Annotated in this window: 19 protein-coding genes and 1 tRNA gene; 14 read left to right on the top strand and 6 right to left on the bottom strand. The window is 63.8% G+C overall.

The window, feature by feature from the left end:
• Positions 1-34: 34 nt before the first annotated feature.
• Genes IDT60_RS14005 through IDT60_RS13995 form a run of 3 tightly spaced genes read right to left on the bottom strand, consistent with a single transcriptional unit; the run spans position 35 to position 2,081 of the window.
• Positions 35-292 (bottom strand): PspC domain-containing protein, encoded by a 258-nt coding sequence (locus IDT60_RS14005; protein WP_191079486.1) that lies wholly within the window; start codon positions 290-292, stop codon positions 35-37.
• 3 nt (positions 293-295) lie between these two features.
• Entirely contained in the window at positions 296-589 is a 294-nt protein-coding gene (locus IDT60_RS14000) for a hypothetical protein (RefSeq protein WP_223883726.1), read from the bottom strand.
• A 1-nt stretch (position 590) separates the two neighbouring features.
• The gene (locus tag IDT60_RS13995; protein ID WP_191079485.1) at positions 591-2,081 is read right to left on the bottom strand and encodes a PspC domain-containing protein; all 1,491 of its coding nucleotides are present in this window, start codon (positions 2,079-2,081) and stop codon (positions 591-593) included.
• Positions 2,082-2,205: 124 nt separating this feature from the next.
• On the opposite strand from IDT60_RS13995, the gene IDT60_RS13990 reads away from it, so the two are divergent.
• Both IDT60_RS13990 and IDT60_RS13985 read left to right on the top strand, forming a co-directional pair.
• Entirely contained in the window at positions 2,206-3,717 is a 1,512-nt protein-coding gene (locus IDT60_RS13990) for an ATP-binding protein (RefSeq protein ID WP_191079484.1), read from the top strand.
• The gene (locus IDT60_RS13985) at positions 3,714-4,397 is read left to right on the top strand and encodes a response regulator transcription factor (RefSeq protein ID WP_191079483.1); all 684 of its coding nucleotides are present in this window, start codon (positions 3,714-3,716) and stop codon (positions 4,395-4,397) included. The genes IDT60_RS13990 and IDT60_RS13985 overlap by 4 nt, the downstream gene beginning before the upstream one ends.
• 150 nt (positions 4,398-4,547) lie before the next feature.
• Here the strand turns inward: IDT60_RS13985 and IDT60_RS13980 are convergent, their stop codons facing one another.
• A complete protein-coding gene (locus IDT60_RS13980) occupies positions 4,548-5,765 on the bottom strand; it encodes a pyridoxal phosphate-dependent aminotransferase (protein ID WP_191079482.1) in 1,218 nt (405 codons plus the stop codon).
• Positions 5,766-6,036: 271 nt separating this feature from the next.
• Between IDT60_RS13980 and IDT60_RS13975 the strand changes: the two genes are divergently transcribed.
• The 9 genes from IDT60_RS13975 to rplL all read left to right on the top strand — a co-directional run bounded on the left by IDT60_RS13975 (position 6,037) and on the right by rplL (position 12,628).
• Positions 6,037-6,109 (top strand) — tRNA-Trp (locus IDT60_RS13975).
• 84 nt (positions 6,110-6,193) lie between these two features.
• Positions 6,194-6,478, top strand: a complete 285-nt coding sequence (secE, locus tag IDT60_RS13970; RefSeq protein ID WP_164205861.1) for a preprotein translocase subunit SecE — start codon at positions 6,194-6,196, stop codon at positions 6,476-6,478.
• 116 nt (positions 6,479-6,594) lie between these two features.
• A complete protein-coding gene (gene nusG, locus IDT60_RS13965; protein WP_191079481.1) occupies positions 6,595-7,455 on the top strand; it encodes a transcription termination/antitermination protein NusG in 861 nt (286 codons plus the stop codon).
• A 130-nt stretch (positions 7,456-7,585) separates the two neighbouring features.
• Positions 7,586-8,017 carry a 50S ribosomal protein L11 gene (gene rplK, locus IDT60_RS13960; RefSeq protein WP_024365990.1) on the top strand — a complete coding sequence of 144 codons (432 nt, stop codon included), beginning with the start codon at positions 7,586-7,588 and terminating at the stop codon, positions 8,015-8,017.
• Between the two features lie 186 nt (positions 8,018-8,203).
• The gene (gene rplA / locus IDT60_RS13955) at positions 8,204-8,911 is read left to right on the top strand and encodes a 50S ribosomal protein L1 (protein WP_066293317.1); all 708 of its coding nucleotides are present in this window, start codon (positions 8,204-8,206) and stop codon (positions 8,909-8,911) included.
• Positions 8,912-9,033: 122 nt separating this feature from the next.
• Positions 9,034-10,146, top strand: coding sequence for a GNAT family N-acetyltransferase (locus IDT60_RS13950; RefSeq protein WP_191079480.1), 1,113 nt, complete (start codon positions 9,034-9,036; stop codon positions 10,144-10,146).
• Positions 10,125-11,273 (top strand): GNAT family N-acetyltransferase, encoded by a 1,149-nt coding sequence (locus tag IDT60_RS13945; RefSeq protein ID WP_191079479.1) that lies wholly within the window; start codon positions 10,125-10,127, stop codon positions 11,271-11,273. Before IDT60_RS13950 ends, IDT60_RS13945 begins: the two co-directional genes overlap by 22 nt.
• Before the next feature lie 297 nt (positions 11,274-11,570).
• Positions 11,571-12,170 carry a 50S ribosomal protein L10 gene (gene rplJ / locus IDT60_RS13940; protein WP_191079478.1) on the top strand — a complete coding sequence of 200 codons (600 nt, stop codon included), beginning with the start codon at positions 11,571-11,573 and terminating at the stop codon, positions 12,168-12,170.
• Between the two features lie 80 nt (positions 12,171-12,250).
• Positions 12,251-12,628: a 50S ribosomal protein L7/L12 gene (rplL, locus tag IDT60_RS13935; RefSeq protein WP_164205871.1), complete on the top strand. Its 378-nt coding sequence runs from the start codon at positions 12,251-12,253 to the stop codon at positions 12,626-12,628.
• Between the two features lie 133 nt (positions 12,629-12,761).
• On the opposite strand, the gene IDT60_RS13930 is transcribed toward rplL, so the two are convergent.
• Both IDT60_RS13930 and IDT60_RS13925 read right to left on the bottom strand, forming a co-directional pair.
• Positions 12,762-13,259 (bottom strand): aminoacyl-tRNA deacylase, encoded by a 498-nt coding sequence (locus IDT60_RS13930; protein WP_191079477.1) that lies wholly within the window; start codon positions 13,257-13,259, stop codon positions 12,762-12,764.
• A gap of 31 nt (positions 13,260-13,290) precedes the next feature.
• Positions 13,291-14,490, bottom strand: coding sequence for an acetyl-CoA C-acetyltransferase (locus IDT60_RS13925; RefSeq protein ID WP_191079476.1), 1,200 nt, complete (start codon positions 14,488-14,490; stop codon positions 13,291-13,293).
• A gap of 136 nt (positions 14,491-14,626) precedes the next feature.
• On the opposite strand from IDT60_RS13925, the gene IDT60_RS13920 reads away from it, so the two are divergent.
• The 3 genes from IDT60_RS13920 to IDT60_RS13910 all read left to right on the top strand — a co-directional run bounded on the left by IDT60_RS13920 (position 14,627) and on the right by IDT60_RS13910 (position 22,898).
• Complete coding sequence (locus tag IDT60_RS13920) at positions 14,627-15,082, top strand: hypothetical protein (RefSeq protein ID WP_191079475.1); 456 nt, start codon at positions 14,627-14,629, stop codon at positions 15,080-15,082.
• A gap of 297 nt (positions 15,083-15,379) precedes the next feature.
• Complete coding sequence (gene rpoB, locus IDT60_RS13915; protein WP_164205879.1) at positions 15,380-18,889, top strand: DNA-directed RNA polymerase subunit beta; 3,510 nt, start codon at positions 15,380-15,382, stop codon at positions 18,887-18,889.
• 109 nt (positions 18,890-18,998) lie between these two features.
• A complete protein-coding gene (locus IDT60_RS13910; protein ID WP_191079474.1) occupies positions 18,999-22,898 on the top strand; it encodes a DNA-directed RNA polymerase subunit beta' in 3,900 nt (1,299 codons plus the stop codon).
• The last annotated feature ends 274 nt before the right edge of the window (positions 22,899-23,172 follow it).

Below are 23,172 nucleotides of genomic sequence, written 5' to 3'. Positions count from 1 at the left end.
CTCCGGAACGGGGGCCTGGTGTGCAACGGGGTGCTTAACGTCCGCCGAGGGAGCGGCGGTCCAGGAAGCTCTGCAGCGGAATGGAGTTCTGCTGGTCGGGAAGGACCAGCCATGCGAGGAGGTAGAAGACCACCGCGGGGCCGGGGAGGAGGCAGAAGATGAGGAAGGCGATCCGCACAAACGCCACATCCACGTTGAGCTTGGCGGCGAGGCCGCCGCACACGCCGCCCAGCCAGCGTTCCGGCCCGCGTTTCAGGCCGAAGCCCCTGACAATGCTGAAAAACTTGTCCATGGCTCAAGACTTCCCTGTTGTGGGTTCGTTGTCACGTTTCCGGGCCGACAGCAGGCCGCCGATCACAAGGGCTGCCCCGGCCCCGATCATGAGCCCGATCAGCACATAGGTGCCGTTCAGGGTCACCACGCCCAGCTGGGCCACGATGATCAGGGCGGCCAGCGCCAGGACGATGAGGGCCCAGACTATGGTTCCCACGCGGGCGGATGGCTGCTGCGGTGCGTCGGCTCCGGACTGGCCTGCCGCCGTCGTGCTTTCTGACTTGGATGAATCCGGTACCGGATCAAAACTGCTCACGTCAGTTTCCTTCCTCGATAGTGATGTTGCTGAAGGTGCCGTCGATCTCCACAACCAGGCTGGCTCCGGGCTTGTCGGTGTTGTAGGTACTTTCCCGGGTGGTGATGCCGCCGCGGTTGTTGCTGCCCTCGTGGATGTTGCCCATTGTCATGTCGGCTTCGATCTTCACGGGGACGTCGTCGGGGATCACCACGGTGACGTTGCTGGCCGTGACGTCCAGGGGAACCACAACTTCGGTCGTCAGCGGCGCGGTGAGGTTCAGTTCGGTGAGATCGAGCGTGCCGCGGCCGGCGGTGATGTCAAAGCCGTTCCGCGCCTGTTCCACGCTGACCGGTGTCCAATCGACTTCGGTGAAGCGGACCCTGTCGCTGTTGCCCACCACGTTGTAGATGCCGCCGGTGATGAGGGCCGCTACGGCGAAGAAACTCAGGATCCCGGCCGTCTTTCCGCGAAGGCCGGCGATGAGGATGCCCAACCCGACCACTGCTGCACCACTGGCCCAGACGATGGCGTTGGCGGCGTCACCGAGGTTGATCACGTTTGCTGCATCGAGGGCTTTGAGGCCGCCGCCGACCAGCAGCGCTGCGCCCGCTGTGATGGCAACGGCGGGGGCGCCGGGGCCGGAGGGGCGGACCTGCGGCGTCTTGCCTGGTCCCTGCGGGGGCTGGTAGCCGCCGTAGTTACCGCCGCCGTAGCTGCCTCCGCCGCCGTACGCATCGCCGCTTCCGTACTTGTCGCCGCCGGGGAACGCTCCGCTGGAGGGCGGGGTGGGACCGGAAGGCGACGCGGGTGTGTAGGGGGGCGTTCCGGTCGTCTCAGTGGCGGCGTACGGCGAGGTGTACGGGGCCGTGGGGTAGGTGGTTCGTGGGTAAGGCGCGGTGAAGGAGGCGTCTCCGCCGGCGCCCGCCGGCTGTGGTGTGGCGTTCATGGGAGCTCCGTTCTGGACCTTGTTGCGTTGTGTCAGGTAGTAGATGAAGTAGATGGCGCCGCCCACCCAGAAGACGGTCCAGAGGAATCCGCCGAAGCCGTTGCGGCTCCAGCCCCAGAATCCGCCGCCCAGCCCGGTAAGGCCCACCACGGCGGTGACCAGGGCGCCGGTCATGCCGCTGGACCATCTGCCCGCGCCCGCTTCCTGGACGTGGATGCGCCCATCGGGCTCCGGGAGGAAGGCCCAGGCGATGCCATAGAGCAGGACGCCGACGCCGGCGAAAAGCGTCAGCACGATGAAGATGCCGCGGACAATCAGCGGGTCGATGCCCATCCGGTTCGCGATGCCGCTGGAGACGCCGCCGATCCACCGGTCGCGTCCGCGCTGGATGCCGTGGCTCCGGATCCAGGTGAAGAAGTCAGTTGGCTGGCCGGGGCATAGGGGAGCGGCGTAGGGGCCTGCAGCCGGGGGCGGCAGGAGAGGTTCGGTGGGTTGGTCCGGTCCGCGGGGTGGGAGGGGTTCCGTGGGCTGGCCGTCGTCAGGGGTAGGGGTCTGCGAGTTCATACTTCGATCCTGCCGTTCGGGGCGGTACGGCTCTACTGGGGAACACCCTGACCCGTCCCTGAGTTACCCCCGGTTCCGGCCTGAACCGGGTCCGGGGAACCCTGATCCATGCTTGGATTGACACATGACCACCGCCATGACCCGCCCACCGCTGGTCCGTAGCCCCGACCGTGTCATCGCGGGCGTATGCTCCGGACTCGCGGCGCATCTGGGCTGGCCGGTGAAAAACGTCAGGCTCGGCATGGCGCTCGCAACCCTGGCCGGGGGCGCCGGTCTGGCGTTTTACGCGTGGCTGTGGATTATGGTCCCCACCGCAGACGAAAGTGCCCGGCGCAACGCCAAGCGGCCGGCGTCGCCCATTGCCCCGACGGTGAGCCTCGTGCCCTCGCCCGCAACGTCGAAGCTCCAGGGGCTGCCCGCCGTGGCCGGACCGTGGGAAGTGCCCGACGCCGGTGCTTCCGCCGCCGCAGCTGCGTACGGTACTGCCGCGTACGGCTCCGGCGCAGCCTACGGTTCCGGCGCTGCTGACCCGTCCGCTGCGGGCTATGGTGCGGGCGTGAGTCCGCCGTGGTTCCGCTTCCGCAGCATGCGGTACGGCAAGGAGATCCTGTTAGGAGCCGGCCTTCTGCTGGTTGCGGGCATTATGATCGCCCAGCTCCTGGGCGTGGACGTGCCACTGGGGACCCTCATTCCCGCCGCGGCTGTACTCGGCGGCGCCGCCATCGCCTGGATGCAGCTCGATGAGAGCCGCCGCGCCGGGCTGGTGGACAAAACCAAAGCCGATCAGGCGGGCGGCTGGGCGCGCCTCGCGGCGGGCCTCGCGCTGGTAGTGGCTGGCGTGCTGGTGATGGTGTCCGGGTCCGGTTCCTGGGAACAGACCTGGCTGGCGCTGCTGGCCTCGGTGGCGGTGCTGGGCGGTGTAATAATCGTGCTGCTGCCGTGGGCACTCAAATTCTGGCGCGACCTGGAAACGGAGCGCGCAGGCAGAATCAGGGAGACCGAGCGGGCCGAGATCGCGGCCCACCTGCACGATTCCGTGCTGCAGACCCTGGCACTGATCCAGCGGCGGGCCGCCAACGAACATGATGTGGTGCGCCTGGCCAGGGCTCAGGAGCGGGAGCTGCGGGGCTGGCTGTTCCAGGATCCCGGCAAGGAAGCTGGTCAGCTTTCGGACCGGATCAAGGCCGCCGCAGCCGAGGTGGAAGACGTCCTGGGCAACGCCGTGGAGGTGGTGAGCGTGGGGGATGCGGCCATGACCGAGGCCCACGAAGCGCTGGTCCAGGCTAGCCGCGAGGCCATGCTGAATGCTTCCCGTCACGGCGGCGGGACCGTCTCCGTGTACTTGGAGGTCTCGGACGGCCGGGCTGAAGTGTTCGTGAAGGATCGGGGCCCCGGCTTCGGCCTCAACGACGTGCCCGAGGACCGGCTGGGTGTCAGGGAATCCATCATCGGACGCATGAAGCGCCACGGCGGGACGGCCTCCATCGCAAGCACGCCGGACGGCACGGAGGTGCGGCTCGGTCTCCCGGCGCGCCTGCCTGACAACACGCGCCAGCCGGACAACGGCCGGCAGCAGGACACCACGCGCCAGCCGGACACCATGCGTCAGCCGGACAATGCAGGAGGAAGATCATGAGCAACGCGCAGGGAACAGGCCCCGTTCGCCCGGCCCAGACCGTCCGGGTGGTCATTGTGGACGACCACGCCATTTTCCGGTCCGGCCTCAAAGCCGACCTCGATGCAAGCATCCAGGTGGTGGGGGAGGCCGCCACGGTGGAGCAGGCCATTGCGGTGATCGCCCGGGAGCGGCCCGAGGTGGTGCTGCTGGACGTCCACCTTCCCGGCGGCCTGGGCGGCGGCGGGCGTGAGGTCATCGCCGGCTCCGCCGCGCTGCTGGGGACCACGAAGTTCCTGGCCCTCAGCGTGTCGGACGCCGCCGAGGACGTCGTGGCGGTCATCCGGGCCGGGGCCCGGGGGTACGTCACCAAAACCATTTCTGGGCGTGAGATCACCGACGCCGTGTTCCGGGTGGCCGGCGGTGACGCCGTCTTCTCACCCAGGCTGGCAGGCTTTGTGCTGGACGCCTTCGGAACGGCGCCTGCCGACATCGCCGACGACGAGCTGGACAAGCTCTCCGCCCGCGAACTGGAAGTCATGCGCCTGATCGCGCGCGGTTACAGCTACAAGGAAGTGGCGAAGGAGCTGTTCATCAGCATCAAGACCGTGGAAACCCACGTGTCCGCGGTGCTGCGCAAACTCCAGCTGTCCAGCCGCCACGAGCTGACCAAGTGGGCCGCGGAGCGCCGCCTCCTCTAACCCGCCGCCCCCTCGGACGCTCTCTCACTTAATGTGGCTTTTTCCCCAACGCTCTCTCACTTAATGTGGCTTAAACCTGATCGCTCTATCACTCTCCTCAAGAGAGTGATAGAGCGATCGGGTTTTTCCTGCGTTAAGTGAGAGAGCGTCCTATTTGGCTTTGCCGAGGAAGTCCTGCAGGCGCTGCACGCCGGTGGCCAGATCCTCGTCGCCCAGGGCGTAGGAGAGCCGCAGGAAGCCGGAGGGGCCGAAGGCCTCGCCCGGAACCACTGCCACTTCCACCTCGTCGAGAATCAGGGCCGCCAGTTCGGCGGAGGTCGACGGCGTCGCGGTGCCTGCCGCCGTCGGGAATTCCTTCCCCAGCAACCCGCGGACGTCCGCGTACACGTAGAACGCGCCCTTCGGCGTCGGGCATTCCACGCCGTCGATCGCGTTGAGGCCGGCAACGATCGCCTTACGGCGGCGGTCAAAGGCCACCTTCATCTCGTCGACGGCGGTCAGCGGGCCGGAGACGGCAGCGAGGGCGGCGATCTGCATGATGTTGGACACGTTGGACGTGGCGTGGGACTGCAGGTTGGTGGCGGCCTTGATGACATCGGCCGGGCCGATCATCCAGCCCACACGCCAGCCGGTCATCGCATACGTCTTGGCCACGCCATTGAGGATGACCACTTTGTCGCCCAGTTCAGGGGCGGCGGTGGCGATGGAGGTGAACGGAACGCCGTCATAGGTCAGGTGCTCGTAAATCTCGTCGGTGACCACCCAGAGGCCCTTCGAGGCAGCCCATTTGCCGATTTCGGCGACCTGTTCGGGGGAGTACACGGCGCCGGTGGGGTTGGACGGCGAGACGAACAGGAGGATTTTCGACTTCTCCGTGAGGGCGGCTTCGAGCTGCTCAACGGTGACCAGGTAGTCCTGCTCAGGCCCGGCGAAAACCTCAACGGGAACACCGCCGGCGAGCCGGATGGCCTCCGGGTAGGTGGTCCAGAACGGAGTGGGAACAATCACTTCGTCGCCCGGATCCACCAGCGTGGCGAACGTGTTGTACACGGCCTGCTTGCCGCCGTTGGTCACCAGCACCTGGGACGGGCCCACCGCGTAGCCGGAATCGCGGAGGGTCTTCTCAGCGATGGCTTTCTTCAGCTCCGGCAGGCCACCGGCGGGCGAGTAGCGGTGGTACTTGGGCTGGCCGGCAGCCTCAATGGACGCCTTCACGATGTAGTCCGGGGTGGGGAAGTCCGGCTCGCCCGCGCCGAAGCCAATAACCGGCCGGCCGGCTGCCTTGAGCGCCTTGGCCTTGGCGTCTACGGCCAGGGTTGCGGATTCGGCAATGGCGGATATGCGCTTGGAAACGCGGGCGGAAGACATGGCGGGTCCGTTCTTCGCTTGCAGCCCGGAGGCTGAATGGTGGAAATCGACGAGATCTACTCTATGCTGTTCAGCGGATCGATCGGATTGTCGGCGTGGATGTGACTGCAGGCCAGGGGCACATCTGAAGGCGGAACGAAGGTCCGAAACGAGCTGGTTCGACGTAGACGAAGTTGTTGCGTAGACTGGTTCACCGGTGTTGAAACACGGATGATGACGTGCGCCCCAGTGAAAGCTGGCAATCGCGGCAAGGTTTCGTATTTCCTCCCATAGGGTAGTGGCGCAATTGGTAGCGCAGCGGTCTCCAAAACCGCAGGTTGCAGGTTCGAGTCCTGTCTGCCCTGCGCAAGCTGTTCCGGCGGTATGCCGCCGGAACACGCGCAGTAACCATGGTTCTGATCAGGACCGGGTAATCCACCATTGCAAAGATGAGCGAGGACCAGGTGACCGAAACAGCTGCCAGCAGCTCCAAGGGCCGCCCAGCTAAGAAGGACGCCAAGGCAAACTTCTTCGCTCGTATTGCACTCTTCATTCGCCAGGTCATCGGCGAACTGAAGAAGGTTGTTGCACCAACCCGCAAGGAACTGATCAATTACACGCTCGTGGTGCTGGTTTTCGTGGCCATCATGATGGTCATCGTCAGCCTGCTGGATCTCGGTTTTGGAACCGCGGTCAGCTGGGTCTTCGGCGGGATTGCCCCCGGGGATCGCTAAGGCGCACCGTCCGCAGGCCGCGTGGCACTGACCGGGTAACCGGTAAGAAACCACACGGTGTGCGGAATTGAGCCATTTAAATAGGCATGTTAGGCAATGAGGAAGCAGGAGACCAAGTGTCTGAGCAGGAGCTCGAGGTAACCGAGACTGAGCTGGAAGAGTCCACGGACAACACGGCGGCCCCCACGGTCGAAACCGGTGAAGAGTCCGAGGTCGAGTCCGCTGCGCCCGAATCCGCCGACGCCGACGACGAGTCTGAAGCTGCCGACGATGCCGCAGCGGAGGATGCCGCTGAAGAGGATTCTGATTCAGAAGGCGACGCTGCTGAAGGCAACGACGCCGATGCGCTGGCAGCCGCGGCCGCAAAGGCCGAGGTGGACCCCGCCGACGAATTCAAAGCCAAGCTGCGCCGCCAGGAGGGTGACTGGTACGTCATCCACTCCTACGCCGGCTACGAAAACCGCGTCAAGGCCAACCTTGAGACCCGCATCCAGACCCTGGACATGGAAGATTACATCTTCGAAATCCAGGTGCCCATGGAAGAAGTCGTTGAGATCAAGAACGCCCAGCGCAAGATCATCAACCGCGTCCGCATCCCCGGCTACGTCCTGGTCCGCATGGACCTGACGGATGCTTCGTGGGGCGCCGTCCGCCACACGCCGGGTGTTACCGGCTTTGTGGGCAACGCCCACAACCCGGTGCCGCTGCGCCTCGATGAAGTCTTCTCCATGCTCGCTCCGGTCTTCGAAGAAGAGCAGGCCGAGAAGGGCAAGCCGGTCAACAAGCAGGCTCATACCCCCGTGGACGTCGACTTCGAGGTTGGCGAGTCCGTCATCGTCAAGGAAGGTCCGTTCGAGACCCTCCCCGCCACGATCTCCGAGATCAAGATTGAATCCCAGACCCTCGTGGTGCTGGTCTCGATCTTCGAACGCGAAACTCCTGTCACCCTGGCGTTCAACCAGGTCAGCAAGATCTAGCAACCCGCACAGAATTCGTTCCGGACTGCCCGCTTAGCAGCCCCGGAACGGCCGGCCGCCTCGCCATGGCGGCCAACAACCTGAGGCACGCTCCTGTGTCCCAGGAAGATATTGAGAGAAGGACCCTACATTGGCTCCCAAGAAGAAGGTCACCGGCCTCATCAAGCTGCAGATCCAGGCAGGCGCCGCTAACCCGGCCCCGCCGATCGGTCCTGCGCTTGGCCAGCACGGTGTCAACATCATGGAATTCTGCAAGGCGTACAACGCTGCCACAGAAGCCCAGCGCGGCAACGTTATCCCCGTGGAAATCACGGTCTACGAGGACCGTTCGTTCACGTTCATCACCAAGACCCCGCCGGCTGCAGAGCTCATCAAAAAGGCTGCAGGCGTTGCCAAGGGTTCACCCACCCCGCACACCGTCAAGGTTGCCAAGCTGACGCAGGCACAGGTCAACGAGATCGCCACCACCAAGATGGAAGACCTCAACGCCACCAGCCTCGAAGGCGCAGCGAAGATCATCGCCGGCACCGCCCGCTCCATGGGTATCACCGTCGAGGGTTAATTCCCTCGCTGCCCAATGTCTTTTCCGGGAAACCGATCACGACGACGGGCGGCACCGCCGGGAAACCGGCACCACCGAAACTGAAATGTTGGACACCGGGGCACGGACAACAAGCCCCGATCATCCGACTGTGGCAGGGCCCAGCGCGGTCCGCAGACCACAACTGCACAAGGAGAAATAAGCAGCATGGCAAAGCGCAGCAAAGCATATGAGGCAGCAGCCGCCAAGATCGACGCGGAGAAGTTCTACGCGCCGTTCGAGGCAGTAACGCTCGCCAAGGACACCAACCCGTCCAAGTTCGACGCCACCGTTGAGGTTGCCTTCCGCCTGGGCGTTGACCCTCGCAAGGCTGACCAGATGGTCCGCGGCACCGTCAACCTGCCCCACGGCACCGGTAAGGTTTCCCGCGTCCTCGTCTTCGCTACCGGCGACAAGGCTGAGGCAGCAATCGCTGCCGGCGCCGACTTCGTTGGTTCCGATGACCTGATCGAGAAGATCGCAGCCGGCTGGACCGACTTCGACGCCGCCGTCGCCACCCCTGACCTCATGGGCAAGGTTGGCCGCCTCGGTAAGGTCCTGGGTCCGCGTAACCTGATGCCGAACCCGAAGACCGGCACCGTGACCGCTGACGTGGCAAAGGCTGTTAACGACATCAAGGGCGGCAAGATCGACTTCCGCGTCGACAAGCACTCGAACCTGCACTTCATCATCGGCAAGGTTTCCTTCGACGCCATCAAGCTGGCCGAGAACTACGCAGCAGCACTGGAAGAGGTCCTTCGCCTGAAGCCGTCCGCTTCCAAGGGCCGCTACATCCAGAAGGCCACCGTGGCCACCACGTTCGGTCCGGGCATCTCCGTTGACCCCAACGTCACCAAGGTCCTGACCGAGGTCTAATCCTCACAGCGACTCCAGCCGGGCTTGTCCGGCACCAAAGGGACCGTCCGGCACCACGCCGGGCGGTCCCTTTTTGCTTAATTTTCCTTCGGCTAAGCCGCCCGGATGGCTAGGCTGGGGTGATGACCCCGCTGGCCATCACCCGAGTCGCGATCCCGCCATCGCCCGACGGCGGCACCCAAGTCAGCGGCCCAGGTCCGGGCGCTGCCACGGACTTCAACGACTGCCACGCGCTGCTCGAAGCGCACCATCTGGAGAAGTGGGGCAACCTGGACCGGTGCCCTACCCTCCTGGAGGACATGGAGTATTGGCGCGGCAGCGACTACGAGGAGCGGCAGGTCTTCATCGCGAGGCAGGGCCGGGAGGCGGTGGGCACGTGCTCGGTGTCGCTGCCCCTTCGGGAAAACACTGCCACCGCCGGAATCAACGTTCTGGTGGCGCCCGGCTTCCGGCGGCGGGGCCGGGGACGCCGGCTGCTGGAGTATGCGGAAGCCGTGGCCGTCGCCAGGGGCAGGACGTCGCTGGATGGCTACTGTGAGCTGCCGGCGGAAGCAGTGGACATGGCAGAACGGCTTCTGCCGGCCAAATCCGGGGCAGGCGGACTCCCGCTTGATGACCCCACCATCGCCTTTGCCGTCGCAGGAGGCTATGACCTGGAGCAGGTGGAGCGGGCCAGCCGCCTCGCGCTTCCGGTCCCGCCGGAGCGCCTGGAAGAACTCACAGCAGTGGCTTCCCTGCGGGCGGACGGCTACGTGCTGAAAACTTGGGGAGACGTGTGCCCGGACGAACTCGTGGCCCAATACGCGGTCCTCAGAAACCGGATGAGCACCGATGTGCCCACGGCCGGGCTCGGCTGGGAGGCCGAAGACTGGGACCCGGACAGGGTGCGGTATGAGGAGCGGTCGAACAGCCGGGGCGGGGTGCAGATCCAAGTCGCAGCTGCCATGCATAAAGAATCCGGCGAGCTCGTTGCCTACACGGTCCTGAACTGGCGGGCAGGCGTTCCTGCCAGCATCACGCAGCAGGACACCCTGGTGTCCGCGGAGCACCGGGGAAGGAAACTGGGCCTGTTGATCAAAGCTGCGAACCTGCGGGCCGCCCAGGACCGCTGGCCGGCGGCGCGCTCGGTCCTGACGTGGAATGCTGTGGAAAACGAGCATATGCTGGCGATCAATATAACGCTTGGTTTCAAGCCTGCTGGTTATGAGGGTGAATGGCAGAAACGGCTGGGATGATGCCCCTGAGGGCTAAAGACGTGCGGATCGAGCAGCTGTGGATTCCGGACTCCCTCGACGCGCCGGACGCGGCGGACTTCCTGGCCGCGGTGGAAGTGGGCCGCAAGGTCAGGATGCAGACGTGGGGCAGCGATGACCTCGCCTATACGCCGCTGGAAAAGCTCCTCGAACTCGCGGACCCTTATGAACGGCAGATTATCCTCGTGGCCAAGGTGGGCGGACAGATCGTGGGCACCGTGGACATCGCCCTTCCGCTGACGGACAACCTGGACCTGGCCGAGTTCACCCTGGATATCCTGCCCGAAATTCAGCGGCAGGGGGTGGGCCGCAAGCTTTTGCTGGCCGCTGAACACCTGGTCCGCAATGAAGGCCGCACCCAGATCCTGGTGGACACCAACCATCCCGGCGCATCGCTGCACGAGTTCGAGAGGGCGCAGCTGGTTCCCGGCTCCGGGCAGGGGTTTGTGCCGCTGGAAAGCCCGGAAGTCGAGTTCGCCCGTAAATCCGGTTACACGCTCCAGCACATCGAGCAGTTCAGTTCATGTGCGCTGCCGTTGGATACGAAGCTGGTGGCTGAGCTGCAGGCGGAAGCGGACGAGGCCAATAACGGCCGCTACCGGCTGCACCACTGGACGGACCGCTGCCCGGACGAGTGGCTGGAAGCGGTGGCTACGCTCGAAAACCAGGCGGGCGCCGTCGTCGACCCTTCCCTGGAACCTCCGGTTGAGCCGGATATGGTGTTCGACGGCCGGATCCTCCGTGAAGCGGAGGAGGTCACCATTGCGCAGGGGAGGCGGACGGTGGTCACCGCCGTCGAGCATCTGGCGTCCGGAACGCTGGTTGGCCTGACCACCATCAGTGTGCTTGCCCATCGGCCGGATGTGGTTTTCCAGGATGACACGTTGGTCCTGCAGGAGCACCGCGGTAACAAGCTTGGCCTGCTGATCAAAGTGGCAAACATGGAACGGCTTACCGAGCAGTTCCCCGATGCCCGCGTGATCTACACCTGGAACGCGCCGGAAAACAGGTACCTGCTGACCGTCAACCAGCAGCTGGGCTTCACCACGGCCGGTGTGACAGGCATCTGGGAAAAGGAACTCCCGTACCTTGGAACCAGCAAGAGCTGAGGGCCAATTTGGCGGACGGGCAGGGCGTCCCGTACGCTTGAACTACCAAAGACCGTCGGTTGTTGGAAATCCACTCTCCTGAACTCAGCTCAACTCTGCAGTTGCGCTCGGGAGACCAAGTGTTTTTCTGGACGAAGGACCCTGAACATAGGGCGGCCGGCGCAGGTGAACGAAGCAACGCTCCACGGCATAAGCCATGTTGAGCCAAGCCCCGTGCATCTGCGCGGGGCGTTTTTTAGTTTTAGCTCACCTGAGCGGGGACCGTCGCATACCGGCACTATCCCCGGAAGGAGGGTTATGGCAACGCCTACAAAGGTTTCAGCAGTAGCTGAGATCACTAACGATTTCAAGGAATCGAACGCCGCTGTCCTGACCGAATACCGTGGGCTCACCGTTGCACAGCTCAAGCAGCTGCGTGTTTCTCTCGGCCAGGACACCAAGTTCTCGGTCGTCAAGAACACCCTGACCGCCATTGCAGCCAAGGAAGCCGGCGTTGAAGCATTCAACGACCAGCTCTCCGGCCCCACTGCAATCGCGTTCATCAAGGGTGACGCAGTTGCCGCTGCCAAGAGCCTGACGGATTTTGCCAAGGCCAACAAGCAGCTGGTTATCAAGACCGGTTACTTCGAGGGCAAGGCACTGAACGCGAGCGAAGTTGTTGCCCTGGCAGCACTCGAGTCCCGCGAGCTGCAGCTCGCCAAGGTTGCAGGCATCCTCAAGGCTCCTGCTGCCGCCGCTGCACGCACCATTGACGCACTGCGCCTCAAGCTTGAAGAAGAGAACGGTGCACCGGCAGCTGCCGAGGCTCCCGCCGCTGAAGAAGCTCCTGCAGCTGAAGAAGCCCCCGAAGCAGCTGCAGAGGCTCCCGCCGAAGCACCCGCTGCCGAAGAGAACTAGTTTCTCTTTACCCACCAGACTCCGGTGCGAAGGCAACGGCCCAGGCCGCCAAGCACCACCTATAGGAAGGACGCCACACCATGGCGAAGCTCACCAACGAAGAGCTCATTGAAGCTTTCAAGGAACTGACCATCATCGAGCTCTCCGAGTTCGTCAAGCTCTTCGAAGAGACCTTCGAAGTAACTGCAGCTGCTGTTGCTGTTGCCGGCCCCGCCGGTGGCGGCGCCGCTGAAGAAGCTGAAGAGAAGACCGAATTCGACGTCGTTCTCGAATCAGCTGGCGAAAAGAAGATCGCAGTGATCAAGGAAGTTCGCGCCATCACTTCCCTGGGTCTGAAGGAAGCTAAGGACGTTGTTGACAGCGCTCCGAAGGCTGTTCTCGAAGGCGTCACCAAGGAAGCTGCCGAAAAGGCAAAGGAGCAGCTCGAGGCTGCCGGCGCTACCGTTACCCTCAAGTAACTCACGCTGCTTCACGGAAAACCCCGCCCCACTGCCAGCCAGTTGGGCGGGGTTTTCCTGCGTTTAACCGCAGTGCGGGGTCAGATATTGCCCTTGAAATGCACATTATTGGGCAGCATCTGACCCCGCGTTGCTAGGTGGGGTCCGAGATATCAGCGACGACGGCGCCGAGGGCTGATGTCAGCGCGTCGGCTTCCACAAAGGCGCTGTAGCCGTGCTCGCCCGCGCCCATGGAAATCCGGCGGCCTGTGATGGTGGAGTCGGCGTAGACAGGCCACTGGGTGGTGCTGCCCAACGGTGTGATGGTGCCCCGTTCGTAGCCGGTAGCGTCCAAAGCAACGTCCGCGGACGGCAGGGACAACTTGTTGACCCCCACAAGGGCACGCAGCTTGGGCCACGAGATCTGCCGGTTGCCGGGGATCAGCGCAAAGAGGAACGTCCCGTCCTTGTGCTTGACCACCAGCGACTTCACAATGTCCGCCGGCGTGATGCCCAGGATCCCGGCCGCCTCCTCGAGGCTGCGCGCGGCCATCCGCTGCACGATCTGCACCTCAAGGCCGCGCGCGGCGGCATCAGCCAGGAAGCGTTCACGTCCGACGGCGGCGCTTCCGTTCCCGGCTTCCTCCACCATTAGTTTCGCCTCACCATCAGTCCTGCCTCCATCAGTCGCGGTACAGCAGGAGGGCTTCGCCCTGGCCGCCGCCGCCGCACAGTGACACCGCAGCCTTGCCGCGGCCCCGGCGCTTGAGTTCGTGGGCGGCATGCAGGGCCAGCCTCGCGCCGGAGGCCCCGATCGGGTGGCCCAGGGCGATGGCCCCGCCGTGGAGGTTGCACTGCTCCAGCGGGTAGTCAAGGTCCTTCAGCGACTGCACCGCCACGGAACCGAAGGCTTCGTTGATTTCGATGAAGTCCAGGTCCTTCGTCGTCCAGCCGGCCCGGTCCAAGGCGTTCATGATGGCGTTTGACGGCTGGGAATGCAGGGAGTTGTCCGGACCTGCGACCTGGCCGGGCCTGCCCACAACGGCCAGGTATTCTAGGCCGTTGTCCTCCGCAAACCGGCGTGATGCAAGCACCAGTGCCGAGGCGCCGTCGGACAGGGGCGAGGAGTTGCCCGCCGTGATGGTTCCGTCAGTGACGAACGCGGCCCGCAGCCCGGCCAGGGTTTCGATGGAGGTGTTGGGCCGCACGCCTTCGTCAGTGGAAACAACCACAGGATCGCCCTTGCGCTGCTTGATGCTGATGGGGGCGATCTCGTTGTCGAAGACTCCGTCCTTGGCAGCCAGCGCCGCGCGCTGGTGGGACTGCGCAGCCACATTGTCCTGTGAGGTGCGGTCGATGCCAAGCGTCAGGTTTCGCGTCTCGGTGGACAGCCCCATGGACTCGCCATCAAAGGCGTCGGTCAGGCCGTCATGCGCCGCAACGTCCAGCGCCTGGATGGAGCCGTAGGTCCAGCCCTGGCGGGATCCGGGAAGGAAGTGGGGCGCCCGGGTCATGGATTCCTGGCCGCCGGCCACCACCACGGTGGCGTCCCCGCTGCGGATCATGCGTGCGGCGTCGATGACGGCGGTGAGGCCGGACAGGCACACCTTGTTGATGGTGACAGTGGGAACGTTCCAGCCGATCCCGGCGCCAATTGCACTTTGCCGCGCGGGGTTCTGGCCGGCACCGGCTTGCAGCACCTGGCCCATGATGACCGCATCCACCTTGCCGGCGTCCACGCCGCTCGCGGCCAGCGCCGCCCTGATCGCGTGTGCGCCGAGTTCGACGGCGGTGAAGGACGCCAGCTGCCCGTTGAGGCGGCCCTGCGGGGTCCGAACGCCTGAAAGGATGACAACGTCAGTGTTGTCCGGGGTATTGCCCATGGTTATCTCTTCCATTCTTTTGCGATGTAGGCCAAGGCTATCGTGAGCATCATCACCTAACTACCAGAACGTTGCGGCCTCCCGGCCCATTCCTGCGCGGGGCCCTTGCCCCGCCGGCGGTGGGGGAGTTGTGCCCATGGTGTGGGCGTGCGCGGCGGCGGCGGTGGCCGGTCTCGTGGGACTCACCGCCTGCAGCGTGTCCGCTCCCGCCACCTCGGAGACCACCCCCGCGACGTCCGCCGCGGCACCGGCCCAGGCGTCGCCGTCGCGCTCTTCCGCCTCGGCGGAGCCGCAGACCAGCGGGACCAGGGAAGCGTGCGAACTGTTTAACTCGCTCTACGTCGAGTACCGGGCGGCCGCCGCTGACCGCAACGCCTACAAGGACGTTTACCGGGCAGCCAGGGTTGTAAAGGACAACTACACAGGGAACCTGAAAGCACTGTTCACTACCTTGGGTTCCCTTGCCATTGACCACTCGTCCGTTGTAAATACCGGGGGAGAACCGGAGCAGGCGTCAAAGGACGCCGTGCGGGACGCAGTCTTTGCGAACGCCGGAGCCTGCACCGCGGAGGGCGTTACGCTGACGCTCTGATGCCCGGGTTCGCGCCAAAAAATCAGTGCTTGCAAAACCTGCGGTTGTGGGGTAGACACGTAATTAGTTTTGCCGTATCGTAGATATTTGCGTCTTCCCTGTTTACCTTCAGCCTTCATATAGCGGTGGGCTTTGCCTGGCAGCTGACCATCAACGTGCCGTCAACAACGTCATTGTATGGTCGGCCCCGGCCCCGGGTCATATAGCGGAACCGGATGGTAGCACTGCGGAGTCATTCCGCAGGGTGCACAGCGGGGGAGATCTGAAAACGCCTGAAGGTCTGTGGAAGGATCCCTCTTGGTCGCCTCGAGCACCTCTAATAACGAAACCGCTAACACCGCCGACAGCACTGATGGTGCCACTCGCCGGCTCTCATTCGCAAAGATTCACGAACCTCTTGACGTTCCGAATCTGCTTGCCCTGCAGACGGACAGCTTTGACTGGCTGGTCGGCAACGAACGCTGGCAGGCACGCGTAGCGAAGGCTGTCGAAGAAAACGATCTCAGCGTCGCCACCACGTCCGGACTGTCGGACATCTTCGAAGAGATCTCCCCGATCGAGGACTTCCAGGGCACCATGTCCCTGAGCTTCTCGGAGCCGGAGTTCGCTGACCCCAAGTACACCATGGCCGAGTGCAAGGACCGGGACGCAACGTACTCGGCTCCGCTGTACGTCAAGGCCGAGTTCATGAACAACAACACGGGCGAAATCAAGCAGCAGACCGTGTTCATGGGCGACTTCCCGCTGATGACCGAGAAGGGCACCTTCGTCGTCAACGGCACCGAGCGTGTGGTCGTCTCCCAGCTGGTCCGTTCACCGGGCGCCTACTTTGAGCGCACCGCTGACAAGACCAGTGACAAGGACATCTTCACTGCCAAGATCATCCCGTCCCGCGGTGCATGGTTTGAACTCGAAATCGACAAGCGCGATCAGGTCGGCGTCCGCCTCGACCGTAAGCGCAAGCAGTCGGTCACGGTTCTGCTGAAGGCCCTCGGCTGGACCGAAGGCCAGATCCTCGAAGAATTCGGCCAGTACGACTCCATGCGTGCAACGCTGGAGAAGGACGCCACCGAAACCCGCGAAGACGCGTTGCTGGACATCTACCGGAAGCTGCGACCGGGCGAGCCGCCCACAGTCGAGGCTGCCCAGTCACTCCTGGACAACCTGTACTTCAACTCCAAGCGCTACGATCTGGCCAAGGTTGGCCGCTACAAGATCAACCGCAAGCTTGGCATCGACCGCTCCCTTGGCGACAAGGAAGCTTCGGTCCTGCACGTTGAAGACATCGTAGCCATGATCAAGTTCCTGGTTGCCCTGCACGCCGGCGAGAAAACCCTCACGGGCAAGCGCGACGGCCAGGACCACGAACTGCGTGTCGAGATCGATGACATCGACCACTTCGGCAACCGCCGCATCCGCGCCGTCGGCGAGCTCATCGAGAACCAGGTCCGCACCGGCCTGTCCCGCATGGAGCGCGTTGTCCGCGAGCGTATGACCACACAGGACGTCGAGGCCATCACGCCTCAGACCCTGATCAACATCCGCCCGGTTGTCGCAGCCATCAAGGAGTTCTTCGGAACGTCCCAGCTGTCGCAGTTCATGGACCAGAACAACCCGCTCTCGGGTCTGACCCACAAGCGCCGTCTGTCCGCGCTTGGCCCGGGCGGTCTGTCCCGTGACCGCGCAGGCATGGAAGTCCGTGACGTCCACCCGTCCCACTACGGACGTATGTGCCCCATTGAAACCCCTGAAGGCCCGAACATTGGTCTGATCGGTTCGCTGGCATCCTACGGCCGCATCAACCCGTTCGGCTTCATCGAGACTCCTTACCGTCTCGTCTCCGAAGGCGTTGTTTCCGATGAGGTCCAGTACCTCACGGCTGACGACGAAGCTGAGGTCCTGATCGCCCAGGCGAACGCCCCGCTGGATGAGAACAAGAAGTTCGCCGAAGAGACCGTCCTGGTCCGCGCCCGTGGTGGTGGAGGCGAGCCTGTGCTCGTTCCCGCCGGCGAGGTCGAGTTCATGGACGTTTCCCCGCGCCAGATGGTGTCCGTGGCTACGGCCCTGATCCCGTTCCTCGAGCACGACGATGCCAACCGCGCACTCATGGGTGCCAACATGCAGCGCCAGGCTGTGCCGCTGGTCCGTTCCGAGGCTCCCTTCGTGGGCACCGGCATGGAGCGCGCTGCAGCAGTGGACGCCGGTGACGTCACCATCGCCAAGAAGGCCGGTGTGGTGACCGAGGTTTCCGCTGAACTGGTCATCGTGCTCAACGACGACGGTACCGAAACCAACTACCGCATCAACAAGTTCGCGCGCTCCAACCAGGGCAACTGCTACAACAACCGCGTCCTGGTTAACGAAGGCCAGCGCCTTGAGGTTGGCGGCATCATCGCCGACGGCCCGGCAACGGACCAGGGCGAGCTCGCCCTGGGTAAGAACCTGCTCGTGGCATTCATGTCATGGGAAGGCCACAACTTCGAGGACGCCATCATCCTCTCGCAGCGCATTGTTGCCGAGGACGTCCTTTCCTCCATTCACATCGAGGAGCACGAGATCGATGCCCGCGACACCAAGCTTGGTGCCGAGGAAATCACCCGTGACATCCCCAACGTGTCCGAGGAAGTCCTGGCAGGCCTGGACGAGCGCGGCATCATCCACATCGGTGCTGAAGTTGAAGCCGGCGACATCCTGGTTGGAAAGGTCACCCCGAAGGGTGAAACCGAACTGACCCCGGAAGAGCGCCTGCTGCGCGCCATCTTCGGTGAGAAGTCCCGCGAAGTGCGCGACACCTCCCTGAAGGTCCCGCACGGCGAGTCCGGCACCGTCATCGGCGTCCGCGTCTTTGACCGCGACAACGACGACGAACTGCCCCCGGGCGTGAACCAGCTGGTCCGCGTCTACGTGGCTGCCAAGCGTAAGATCACCGACGGCGACAAGCTCGCCGGCCGTCACGGCAACAAGGGTGTTATCTCCAAGATCCTCCCGATCGAGGACATGCCCTTCCTTGCCGACGGTACCCCGGTCGATATCGTCCTGAACCCGCTGGGTGTTCCGGGCCGTATGAACGTGGGCCAGGTGCTCGAAACGCACCTCGGCTGGGTTGCCAAGACCGGCTGGAAGATCGAAGGCGAGCCCGAGTGGGTCAAGCAGCTGCCGAACCTGCCGCGCGAGAGTGGCCAGACCACTGTTGCAACGCCGGTGTTCGACGGCGCCCGTGAGGAAGAAATCACGGGTCTGCTGGACTCCACCAACGTGACCCGCGACGGCGACCGCCTGATCAACTCCTCAGGCAAGACCCGCCTGTTCGACGGCCGCTCCGGCGAGCCGTTCCCGGATCCGATCTCCGTGGGCTACATGTACATCCTGAAGCTCCACCACCTGGTGGACGACAAGATCCACGCCCGCTCCACCGGCCCGTACTCCATGATCACGCAGCAGCCGCTGGGTGGTAAGGCACAGTTCGGTGGCCAGCGCTTCGGTGAAATGGAAGTGTGGGCGCTCGAAGCTTATGGCGCCGCCTACACGCTCCAGGAGCTCCTCACGATCAAGTCGGATGATATCCACGGTCGCGTGAAGGTCTACGAAGCCATCGTCAAGGGCGAGAACATCCCCGAGCCGGGCGTGCCTGAGTCCTTCAAGGTCTTGATCAAGGAAATGCAGTCGCTGTGCCTGAACGTGGAAGTACTTTCCACGGACGGAACCACAATTGAAATGCGTGACTCTGATGACGCAGTCTTCACGGCTGCGGAGGAACTGGGTATTGATCTGTCTCGTGCAGAGCCCAGTTCCGTAGAAGAGGTCTAGAGTCCTCCGGAGCAGGGCAGCCGGCCCGCCGCGCTGCCTTGCTCCGGGGCTCCCTCTTCCCGTAACCCAAGACTTCAGAATTTAGAGAACAAGAGAGAACAGGGACCATATGTCCAGCGAATCCTCCTTCGGCCTCATGCAGATCGGCCTCGCCACCGCGGATGACATCCGTGGCTGGTCTTACGGCGAGGTTAAGAAGCCGGAAACCATCAACTACCGCACGCTCAAGCCTGAGAAGGACGGCCTCTTCTGCGAGAAGATCTTCGGCCCTTCCCGCGACTGGGAATGCTACTGCGGTAAGTACAAGCGCGTGCGCTTCAAGGGCATCATCTGCGAGCGGTGTGGCGTCGAAGTCACCCGCGCAAAGGTCCGCCGTGAGCGCATGGGCCACATCGAGCTGGCCGCCCCGGTCACGCACATCTGGTACTTCAAGGGTGTTCCGTCCCGCCTGGGCTACCTCCTTGACCTGGCTCCGAAGGACCTCGAAAAGGTCATCTACTTCGCCGCCTACATGATCACGAGCGTCGACGCCGACAGCCGCCACGAGGAACTGCCCAACCTGCAGGTTGAGCACGACATCGAGAAGAAGCAGCTGATCGACAACCGCGACTCCGATATCGCCACGATTGCCCGCGACCTCGAAAACGAGATCGCCCGCCTCGAAGGTGAAGGCGCCAAGGCTGCCGACAAGAAGAAGGCCCGCGACTCCGCCGACCGCCAGATGGCGAACGTGCGTAAGCGTGCCGACGCCGAAATCGAGCGCCTCGAGCAGGTCTGGGACCGCTTCAAGAACCTCAAGGTCGCTGACCTTGAAGGTGACGAAGGCCTGTACCGCGAACTGCGCGACCGCTACGGCATGTACTTCGAGGGATCCATGGGTGCCGAAGCCATCAAGAAGCGTCTTGAGAACTTCGACATGCAGGCCGAGTCTGACCTGCTGCGCGACATCATCGCCAACGGCAAGGGCCAGCGCAAGACCCGCGCCCTGAAGCGCCTGAAGGTGGTCAACGCGTTCCTGACCACCAACAACAGCCCGCTCGGCATGGTTCTTGACGCCGTCCCGGTGATCCCGCCGGAACTGCGCCCGATGGTCCAGCTGGACGGTGGCCGCTTCGCGACCTCCGACCTCAACGACCTCTACCGCCGCGTGATCAACCGCAACAACCGCCTCAAGCGCCTGCTTGACCTCGGCGCGCCGGAGATCATCGTCAACAACGAGAAGCGCATGCTTCAGGAAGCTGTTGACAGCCTCTTCGACAACGGCCGCCGCGGCCGTCCGGTCACCGGACCGGGCAACCGTCCGCTGAAGTCCCTGAGCGACATGCTCAAGGGCAAGCAGGGCCGTTTCCGCCAGAACCTCCTTGGCAAGCGCGTTGACTACTCCGGCCGTTCGGTCATCGTGGTCGGCCCGCAGCTGAAGCTGCACCAGTGTGGCCTGCCCAAGCAGATGGCACTGGAGCTCTTCAAGCCGTTCGTGATGAAGCGCCTGGTTGACCTCAACCACGCACAGAACATCAAGTCGGCCAAGCGCATGGTTGAGCGTTACCGTCCGCAGGTCTGGGACGTGCTGGAAGAGATCATCACCGAACACCCGGTGCTGCTCAACCGTGCACCTACCCTGCACCGCCTCGGCATCCAGGCCTTCGAGCCTCAGCTTGTTGAAGGTAAGGCAATCCAGCTGCACCCGCTGGTTTGTGGCGCCTTCAACGCTGACTTCGACGGCGACCAGATGGCAGTGCACCTGCCGCTGAGCCCGGAGGCCCAGGCCGAGGCACGCATCCTGATGCTGTCCTCGAACAACATCCTGAAGCCCTCGGACGGACGTCCGGTCACCCTGCCCTCGCAGGATATGATCATCGGCCTCTACCACCTGACCACCAAGCGTGTCGGTTCAGCTGGCGAAGGCCGCGTCTTCTCCTCGGTTGCCGAAGCCATCATGGCCTACGACCTCCGCGAGCTGCACCTGAACTCGCAGGTTAAGATCCGTCTTGAAGGCTTCGTTCCCTACGCGGGCTGGGAAGCTCCGGAAGGTTGGGAGCCCGGCCAGCCGGTGCTCGTGGAGACCTCCCTGGGCCAGGTCATCTTCAACCAGACACTGCCTGAGGATTACCCCTGGGTTGAGAACGTTGCGGACAAGGGCGAACTGTCCACGATCGTCAACGACCTCGCCGAGCGCTACCCGAAGGTGGTCACGGCGGCAACGCTGGACAACCTGAAGGATGCCGGTTTCTACTGGGCCACCCGGTCCGGCGTCACCGTCGCCATCTCGGACATCGAGGTGCCCAAGGACAAGCCGCAGATTCTTGCCGGCTACGAAACCATGGCCGCCAAGATCCAGGGCCAGTACGACAAGGGCCTGATCGACGACGACGAGCGTCGCCAGGAACTGATCGAGATCTGGAACAAGGCAACCAACGAGATCGCCCAGGCGATGCGCGACAACCTGTCGCCGATGAACACCATCAACCGCATGGTGTCCTCCGGTGCACGTGGTAACTGGATGCAGGTCCGTCAGATCGCGGGTATCCGTGGCCTGGTGGCCAACCCTAAGGGTGAAATCATCCCGCGTCCCATCAAGTCCTCCTACCGTGAGGGCCTGTCGGTGCTGGAATACTTCATCGCCACGCACGGTGCCCGTAAGGGTCTGGCTGACACCGCGCTGCGTACCGCCAACTCGGGTTACCTGACCCGTCGTCTGGTGGACGTTTCGCAGGACGTCATTGTCCGTGAAGAGGACTGCGGCACCGAGCGCGGCCTGGTCACGCCCATTGCCGTGCCGGACGCCAACGGCGAACTGGTCCTGGACGAGAACGTCGAGAACAGTGCCTACGCCCGTACGCTCGCTGTTGATGTTGTGGACTCCAATGGCAATGTCCTTGCAGCCGGCGGCACTGACTGCGGCGACGTCGTCATCGCTGAGCTGTTCGCAGCCGGCATCACCGAGGTCAAGGTCCGCTCTGTACTCACCTGTGAGTCCAGCGTTGGCACCTGCGCCCTGTGCTACGGCCGCTCGCTGGCCACCGGCAAGACCGTGGACATCGGTGAGGCCGTGGGCATCATCGCGGCACAGTCCATCGGTGAGCCCGGTACCCAGCTGACCATGCGTACGTTCCACACCGGTGGTGCAGTGTCCGCCAGCGGCGGCGACGACATCACCCAGGGTCTGCCCCGTATCCAGGAGCTCTTTGAAGCCCGTACTCCGAAGGGTGTCGCACCGATTGCTGAAGCAGCCGGCCGCATCGCCATCGAAGAGTCCGAGCGCCAGATGCGCCTGGTCATCACCCCGGATGACGGATCTGAAGAGATCGCGTACCCGGTACTGCGCCGTTCACGTCTCCTCATTGAGGATGGCGATCACGTCACGGTAGGCCAGAAGCTCATCAACGGCCCGGTTGATCCCAAGCAGGTTCTGCGCATCATGGGTCCCCGTGCCGCGCAGAAGTTCCTGGTGGACGAGGTCCAGGGCGTGTACCGCAGCCAGGGCATCGGTATCCACGACAAGCACGTCGAGGTTATCGTCCGCCAGATGCTGCGCCGTGTCACGGTCATCGAGTCCGGCGAATCGGATCTGCTGCCCGGCGAGCTCGCCGAGCGCAGCCGCTTCGAGGATGCCAACCGCCGCGTTGTGTCCGAGGGCAAGACTCCGGCATCCGGACGTCCTGAGCTCATGGGCATCACCAAGGCGTCCCTCGCCACCGAGTCCTGGCTGTCCGCAGCTTCCTTCCAGGAGACCACCCGCGTCCTGACGCAGGCGGCCATGGAAGGCAAGAGCGATCCGCTGCTCGGCCTCAAGGAGAACGTCATCATCGGTAAGCTGATCCCGGCCGGCACGGGTCTCCCGCGCTACACCGAGGTCACCGTGGAGCCCACTGAAGAAGCAAAGGCCAACCTGTTCACCGGCCCCAGCGCATTCAGTGACTTCTCGTACGATTCCCTGGGCGGCGACGGAGCTCCTGAGTTCCACGCCATTCCGCTGGATGACTACGATCTTGGCAACGATTTCCGCTAACGCCTAAGGCAACGCGGGGTCACTTACGGCCCGATCCACACCGTGGATTGGGCTCACAGTGACCCCGCGTTGCTGCTTAAGCGCGGAAGGACGCTGGGGGGGGGAACACGACGGCGGCACCCGGCTTCCGCCGTCGCCCTCCTTACACCCGATTAAGGCGCGGGAGCAAGCCGTGCTAGAATTTTGGTAATTGTTCTGTGTGGCAGTGGATGAAGGCCGCCGCAGCATCATTTTGGTTTTGTTCTCATGATGTTGGGTGTGAGCTTGTTTCCGG

The sequence above is a fragment of the Pseudarthrobacter sp. BIM B-2242 genome (genome assembly GCF_014764445.1).
GTDB classification, from domain to species: Bacteria; Actinomycetota; Actinomycetes; order Actinomycetales; family Micrococcaceae; genus Arthrobacter; species Arthrobacter luteus_A.
This window is presented reverse-complemented; position numbering and strand designations above follow the sequence as displayed.